Raw genomic sequence first — 6,801 nt, 5'->3', positions numbered from 1 at the left:
TGCAATTTCCGCTTCGGCGAAGCCGATCTGCCTCTTCATCATCGTGAGTCTGTTCCGTGAGTTGCCTTCTATAACGTCCTCAGCTACGCCAACGATGACCACCGAGCTGAATAAATCAGCGCTTCCCCAGATGCCGAGGCGCCGCCGTTGTATTATTCGGCGCACTCCGGTTCATCCCGGTTACCTGCTGATGCCTCGCGTTAACGCCGAGCCGCATGATCCAGTGAAGAAGCCAACTCCACCGACTGCGAAACTTCTTCAGCGGGGACAGTCGCCCTTCGACGTCTGCGAAGACCTGATTCACTGGTCTCTGGATCTTTCGGTATTTTTGCAAGCAGTACCTGTTTCGCTTTCACGACGTGCGCGCCAGCGAGCATGACAGCTGCTTCTACATCGCGTGCACGGATTGCCGCAATCAAATGGCGATGGTCGTCGGCCACGCCAGCGAATCGTTCCGGACCATACTCGTAGCGCCGCCACAGCGCGGCAATCAACAACCAGTGCCGGTTGAGCAGGGTAACAGCATCGGGATTCTGCGCGATTTCCCCGATCAAGCGATGGAGTTCGCGGTTCGCACTCAATACGCCAGGGAAATCGGATGCCTCAATATTCTTTTCGAGGCGCGCTTCGATACGTTCCAGTTCGGCCAGACCTTCGGGGGTGCATCGTGTCACCATCTGGCGGACGATAAGCATTTCGATTGAACACCGGAGGTCGAAGATATTGCTCACAAAATGCCTGTCCAGCGGACGGACACGAGCGCCCCGATTGGGCTCGATCACGAGCAGACCTTCTCCGTGCAGTGCGCGTAGCGCCTCGCGGATCGGCATTTGACTCACGCCATACCGGTTCGCCAACCCTGCAATGGTGATGCGCGATCCGAACTGGAATTCGCCCGCAACAATATCCTCACGGATCCGGTGCTCAATATCCTGTATCTGAACCATGACGCCCTCAATTGTTTCCGCTCGCGAGATGCGCGCGGAATTGCATTTTTAGTCGTAGTTTAACTGAAGAGAAACTGGCCTGATGTGACTTTGCCAGTGATGGATTCGCCGTGGATGTCTCATAGGGGCGACGCGAGTGAGCGTAGAGGCTAGTGTGCTCTCGCTTCCGAGCGAGCAGAGGTTTCACTTCATCCGAAAAAAACGCCCCGACGCGCGGTCGGGGCCAATTACCGGAGCGGAGGGATTCCGGTACTCCTCGTTGCTCGTGCGAGGCGTGAACGTCAAACGTCCTCGAGCTCACGCCTTGTCGAGTTCAGGAAAGGCGATGCGAATGCGATCAGGGCGCATCCGAGGTAACCACAGGAATAGAGTGCAATGGCTCGCAGACCGTAAGCATTGAGGAGTACGGGTGCTAGCACCAGATTGAGTGCTATCGCGAGACGGGTCACGCATTGCGCAATACCGGAGCCGAGTGCGCGCAGTTCGGTCGGAAACGCTTCAGAACTCCATACCCATGACAGCACGCCCGGGCCGAACCAGGTAAGCATGGAGTACGACACGAAGCAGATGAGCAAGGCGGCCTTGTTCAACGGACCGAGAAACGCAATACCCATACCGGCCACGAACACGCCAAGGCATGACCAGATGCCCATACGGCGCCGGTCCACGTTGTCGATGATCAGCGAACCGATAAAAACCGCGACCAACCCAACCGAAAATGCAGCCAGGGCAAATTCAAGCGAACGGCTCGTGCCCAGTCCGCTGCTCGCGAGAACGAGCGGCCCCGCAATGGTCGCGACTGCGCCGGCGAAACCATTCAGTGCGAAGAATCCGGTGACAGCCAACAGGCGCCGCAGTGCCTGGCCCGTCAGAAGGTTGCGGTACTCCCGTTTTGGCGTGACAGTCGACTTCGGCTCGGGAATGCCGAGTGCCAGAAAGATCTCCCGCGCTTCGGCCGCACGTCCGTGGGCTTGCAACCAGCGCGGCGATTCCGGCAGGAACTGTCGGGCTATCAACACGGCAAGAGCCGGTATTGCCGCGAGTCCAAACAACCAGCGCCACGTGTTTTCGCCGGTGATGGGCTGCAGCGCCAAGGCGAGCAGAACGCTCGCGATGGCACCGCCGAGCCACATCAGATTTGGCAGCGACCCCGCCACGCGGCCGCGCCGTGCGCTCGGTGCGATCTCGGCAAGAAAGCTGTGCGACGTGGGAATGTCCATACCGACCGCGACGCCGATCACGAAGCGGGCGATCAGCAATTGCCAGAAGTCTGTCACGAAGGCGGATGCAAGCGACGCGACGACGAAAAAGACGAGGTTCAACATGAAGATGACCTTGCGTCCGAGTCGGTCGGACAGATCACCGAACACGACAAGGCCCAGCGCTGTGCCGATGAAGGCCGTGGCCGCCAGCCAGCCCTTTTCGGAGCCTGTCAAATGCAACTGCGGTCCGATGAAAAGCAGCGCGGCCCCCATCACGAGCAGGTCGTAACCGTCGATGAACTCTCCAAATGCCACGAGCCGCGGCGTCCAGACGCGGATCCGATCCGCGGCTTGCGGCGAAATTGCCGATATCGTTGTCATGCTTTCCTCCAGGGACCGCCGGATGAACGAGCGGCCCGTTTACTCGATGGCAGAGAAACGGCTTATGCCAATTCTCCTCTCTGGCAACCTTCCAATATTGCTGGCCGGACTATCAAAACGCCGTCCGCAGCCCAATCGAGAATGCCCAGGGATCGAAGCCCGGAGTCACCTTGGAAAACGGCGACACGTTGCTGGGCGCAGCATTCAGATTGGGAATTCCGATCGTGCTGTTCGAACTGTTGAACAGCTTCGTATAGAGCGTGTACAACTGGGTCCGCTTCGAAATGAAGTAGACATACCCGAGGTCAAAGCTTGTCGCACTGCCGACTCCGCCGGATTGCGTGCTGTTGATGTGCCCGACCCCCAGATTGACCTGTCCTGGACCGACCGGCGCGACGCCGGTCGCGGTCCACGACGAAGCGAAGCGGCCGAGGCTGTCGCTTGCATACACATAGTCGGTTCCCAAAGTCGCGAAGTTGAAGTTATATGTCGCGCCGACAATGTGGGTTTTCAGGCTCGTGAGCGCGCCGTCAATATAGTAGTGGGAATTGTTAAAGCCATAGCCGACCTTGAGACCACCGTGGGCATAGATCAGGTTGGCGCCGAGGTTTTTGCCGTCTTGAGTGTCGTCCTGAACGCCGTTTGCGCCGCTCGAGTAGGTGACTTCGGAGGTCAGACCGCCAAAGAGCACCGGCGTCCGGTAGCTGATCGAGTTGTTGCTAAATCCGCCAAGCCCCGAAAAAGCTCCGCCGAGTGTGGCGCTTGACTTCTGCGCACCGAAAATCTGCGACAGTATGGCCTGATGCTGGATGTTAGGTGCGGTATAGCTATCGAGCCGATAAGTGTTCGCGTCCTCGAACAGGTAGACCCAGAAGGTTGGCGCTCGATAGCGACCGAGGGTCACCGTTCCCTGGTTACTCGTCAAGGCCACCCACGCCTCTCGCGTAAAGAACCCGCTGCCGGCAATCGAGCCATCGCCGACGTTGAACTGGTTCTCGAGGTGGAATTGCGCACTCATCCCGCCACCGATGTCTTCGTTTCCAGTCAACATGAAGCGGTTGGCTTGGAGGTCGCCGTTCTGGAATCGATAGAGCGTAGGGTGACTGGACGGATCGCTCTTCAGAGCACCGACCTGCGCGATTTCAAATCCTCCATCGATGATGCCGCTCAACGTCACCGAAGATTGCGCCTGCGCGACCCCTGCTACACTAAAGAGACACCCGTAGATGGCCAGTCTTCCTGCTTTCATTTTATTTTTCCATTCGTAGTACTAGTCATATATACAGACCGCCCACGTCGACGATGCACGCCGTGGACTACCGCAATTCAGGTTTTTGATTCCAACCTACAAGTGAGCGCCGCCATCGACCGGGATGTCGGCCCCAGTAGTGAAAGCACCCGCATCGGACGTCAGCAGGAGAACCATATGGGCCACTTCTTCGGGGATACCGGCCCGGTGCATCGGATTCGCCTTGTGTTCGATCTCATGCCATTCATGAGGATTTTCGCGTCGCCACGCGTTGCGCGGTGTCGAGATCAGCCCGGGCGAGACCGTGTTAAGCGTGATGCCGTCCGCTGCATGGACCTTCGCCAGGTTGCGGATCAGGTTGTGATGCGCGGCCTTCATGGCGGCATAGACAGCAAGCTCGGGGTCAGGCCGGAATTGATTCAGACTGCCAATCGAAATGACACGTCCCCAGCCAGCTGCCGCCATCGGCCCCAGTGCTGCCTGCAGCATCTCGACGGAGGCCTCAAAGTTGACTCGCGCGTGTCGGGCAATCGACTCCGCTGTAACTGCTCCGAATCGTTCGCGTATCTGCGTCGATGCGCAAATCACCAGCACGTCGACGCCTCCAAGAATCTCGTTCGCACGTTCGACTAGCAGTGCGCCGCTGCCCGGCGCACTCAGGTCGACATCGAGCCCGGCCGAGTCCGGCGAAAGCGCCTGCAGATCGTTGACGAGCGCCGCGGCGGCCCCTGCATAACCCGTCATCTCGTCAATCTGGCGTGAGTAATGCATCGCGACCACAGCGCCTTCCGCTGCGAAGAGGCGCGCTACTTCCCGACCAATGCCGAGGCTCGCACCCGTGATGAGAACGCGGCGACCCTCATGGGACGTCATGCGAGCGATTTGCAATTTGGTGGGCTGTGCCATGTGAGTCTGCTCCGTTGGTTAGCGCTATTGAAACCGCCCGCCGCACTCTTTGCCATCAGGGCAATCCCTACGTTTATGATCACATACAGCGATTATTATCGATTTCGCGTCCTTTAGCTGACCTGATATGATCATATATGATCGAAGCGGTGAAATTCCCCTGGAGCGAAAGCCGATGCGAGAGCAAGTGTCGAATGATGTGTGTGGCGGCAACAAAGTGCTCCACGAATCTCACGTCCGGAAGTCTCCGCGCGGCGTCCCGTATTGGGCGGACGCCCGAAGAAGCGCGTTGCAGTACATGCGCACTAAGGCGGCAATGTTCGTCGGGACAGAGGGCTGGGTCCGGCCCCGATCTGCCGGCCGGATTCGTCGCGTGGAATGACCAGCCGTCAATTGCCTGAATGGACATCGCTGCCGGCAACACGGCTACCCAAATTAATGTTACCTATAGCTTTCCTACCGAATATGAAAAAAGAAGCCCGCATTGACTCCCTGACGCTGTCCATCGTCCAGGTCACCCCTTCAACGCGCTGGGCCTTCGTCGAAATGGTCGACGATCAGAACAGGACGGGATTCGGAGAAGCGACCCTGGCTGGCCACGACGGTGATTTGCTGCGCGTAGCTAGCGAACTTTTTGCAGCCGTTGTGAACACGAGGCTCAAGGAAACCGGGACGATGTTCGCCACGCTGAGGCTCGAAACACTCGCACGCGCAGCGGTCGTATCCGCGCTCAGCCATGCAACTATGGATTTGCTCGGACAGGCCCGCAACTGCAGCGCCGCTGCACTGCTTGGCGAAATCGTGCGCGAGTCCGTACCGATGTACGCCAATATCAATCGTCGCACGCGCTCGCGCGCGCCGGCCGATTTCGCTCAGAGCGCTCGAGTGGCCACTGCCGCAGGTTTCTCCGCAGTGAAGATTGCGCCTTTCGATGATGTCGCCTTATACGGCGCTCACACGAACTACGATAAAAAGCTGATTGACGCTGCACTGGATCGTATCGCCGCGGTCCGGGACATTGTCGGTCGGTCGGTCGAGGTCATGGTGGACTGCCATTGGCGACTCAACGTCGCGGTAGCCCGCGAAGTGCTCGCCAGCAACGTATGCGATGGACTCTACTGGCTCGAATGTCCGATTCCAGAATCGCCAGACAACTTGCAGGATCTGCGCGCCCTCCGTTCATTTGCCAACAGCCGGGGAATTCGTCTTGCAGGCTGCGAGCAGGCGGTTCGCACCGATGGCTTCCGACCATTTGTCAAAGCGGGCGCCTACGATGTGATGATGCCCGACATCAAATATGTCGGCGGTATGGGTGAGATGCTCGAGGTTGCCCGTCTCCTCGATTCGCATGGCGTGGAGTTTTCGCCACACAATCCAAGTGGTCCGGTTGCGCACGCAGCCAGCCTCCAGATCTGTGCGCTCGTGCCAAACTTCCGACGTCTGGAAATGCAATTCAACGAGACACGGTATTTCGACGCGATCGCCAACATGAAACTACCGCTCCCGCAAAATGGGAAAACGCGCGTGTCGTCCGCGCCCGGCCTCGGGATCGAAGTCAATCGCACGGAGCTGGACTCTTTGACAATCCGCCGGCTGATATTCAATCGCGAACACGAGAAATGCAACGCTACCGTCGCGTGACGTGCCGGTAACGACGTCTGGTCGCTATATCGAGTCCCGAGTCTTTCTGCCGGCATCCGCCCGCCATGAGCCGAACCACCGCCGCCTCCTCACGTACCATTTTATTCGGCTCGGCCGACGGTTCTGTCGAATGAAAGGGACGCTTTGGTCGCGGCCGAATCCTGACAAGCGAAGGGAATCGTTTGGCCCATGCCCGCCCACAACTGTTCCAGCACAACGCCAAAACGCTTCCGTAGTCTGGTGTCCTGAAATTCGCTTGCCTGAACTTCTTCGCCGAGCCAACTTCGTTCGTCCGACTGTCGTTTGCCGGCCATATCGCTCGCACATGAAACGTGACGTCGGCCAGGTTGATATGACTTCTCGTGTCAATATGATCGGTTCTGTGTTTTCGATGTTTGAATTTCCTGAGGGCGACGTAGCAGTAAATCTCGACGGTGGATCAAGCTGATATCCGCGGATTGGCTACCGCATTACA

The 6,801-nt window shown here is 58.3% G+C and carries 6 protein-coding genes; 1 reads left to right on the top strand and 5 read right to left on the bottom strand.

The genetic code is table 11. The features are described from left to right. Positions 1–200: 200 nt before the first annotated feature. From F6X39_RS35535 to F6X39_RS35520, 4 genes are all read right to left on the bottom strand, one after another. Positions 201–947 (bottom strand): GntR family transcriptional regulator, encoded by a 747-nt coding sequence (locus tag F6X39_RS35535; protein WP_187620068.1) that lies wholly within the window; start codon positions 945–947, stop codon positions 201–203. 281 nt (positions 948–1,228) lie between these two features. Next, positions 1,229–2,530 carry an MFS transporter gene (locus F6X39_RS35530; RefSeq protein WP_222945415.1) on the bottom strand — a complete coding sequence of 434 codons (1,302 nt, stop codon included), beginning with the start codon at positions 2,528–2,530 and terminating at the stop codon, positions 1,229–1,231. Positions 2,531–2,642: 112 nt separating this feature from the next. Then, positions 2,643–3,779, bottom strand: coding sequence for a porin (locus tag F6X39_RS35525; protein ID WP_187620067.1), 1,137 nt, complete (start codon positions 3,777–3,779; stop codon positions 2,643–2,645). Positions 3,780–3,875: 96 nt separating this feature from the next. Beyond that, a complete protein-coding gene (locus F6X39_RS35520; RefSeq protein WP_187620066.1) occupies positions 3,876–4,685 on the bottom strand; it encodes an SDR family NAD(P)-dependent oxidoreductase in 810 nt (269 codons plus the stop codon). A 465-nt stretch (positions 4,686–5,150) separates the two neighbouring features. Between F6X39_RS35520 and F6X39_RS35515 the strand changes: the two genes are divergently transcribed. Further along, on the top strand, positions 5,151–6,326 hold the full coding sequence (locus F6X39_RS35515) for a mandelate racemase/muconate lactonizing enzyme family protein (protein WP_187620065.1): 1,176 nt from the start codon (positions 5,151–5,153) through the stop codon (positions 6,324–6,326). A gap of 101 nt (positions 6,327–6,427) precedes the next feature. Here the strand turns inward: F6X39_RS35515 and F6X39_RS35510 are convergent, their stop codons facing one another. Continuing rightward, positions 6,428–6,640: a transposase gene (locus F6X39_RS35510; protein WP_187620064.1), complete on the bottom strand. Its 213-nt coding sequence runs from the start codon at positions 6,638–6,640 to the stop codon at positions 6,428–6,430. Positions 6,641–6,801 lie beyond the last annotated feature (161 nt).

Source organism: Paraburkholderia sp. UCT2 (genome assembly GCF_014397665.1).
Lineage (GTDB): Bacteria > Pseudomonadota > Gammaproteobacteria > Burkholderiales > Burkholderiaceae > Paraburkholderia > Paraburkholderia tuberum.
Note: the sequence above shows the minus strand (reverse complement) of the source record. Positions and strands in the feature narration are given on the sequence as shown.

Coding starts and splice junctions, on each gene's coding strand:
- F6X39_RS35510 (WP_187620064.1), bottom strand. CDS start 6,640: ATGGCCGGCAAACGACAGTCGGACGAACGAAGTTGGCTCGGCGAAGAA.
- F6X39_RS35515 (WP_187620065.1), top strand. CDS start 5,151: ATGAAAAAAGAAGCCCGCATTGACTCCCTGACGCTGTCCATCGTCCAG.
- F6X39_RS35535 (WP_187620068.1), bottom strand. CDS start 947: ATGGTTCAGATACAGGATATTGAGCACCGGATCCGTGAGGATATTGTT.
- F6X39_RS35530 (WP_222945415.1), bottom strand. CDS start 2,530: ATGACAACGATATCGGCAATTTCGCCGCAAGCCGCGGATCGGATCCGC.
- F6X39_RS35520 (WP_187620066.1), bottom strand. CDS start 4,685: ATGGCACAGCCCACCAAATTGCAAATCGCTCGCATGACGTCCCATGAG.
- F6X39_RS35525 (WP_187620067.1), bottom strand. CDS start 3,779: ATGAAAGCAGGAAGACTGGCCATCTACGGGTGTCTCTTTAGTGTAGCA.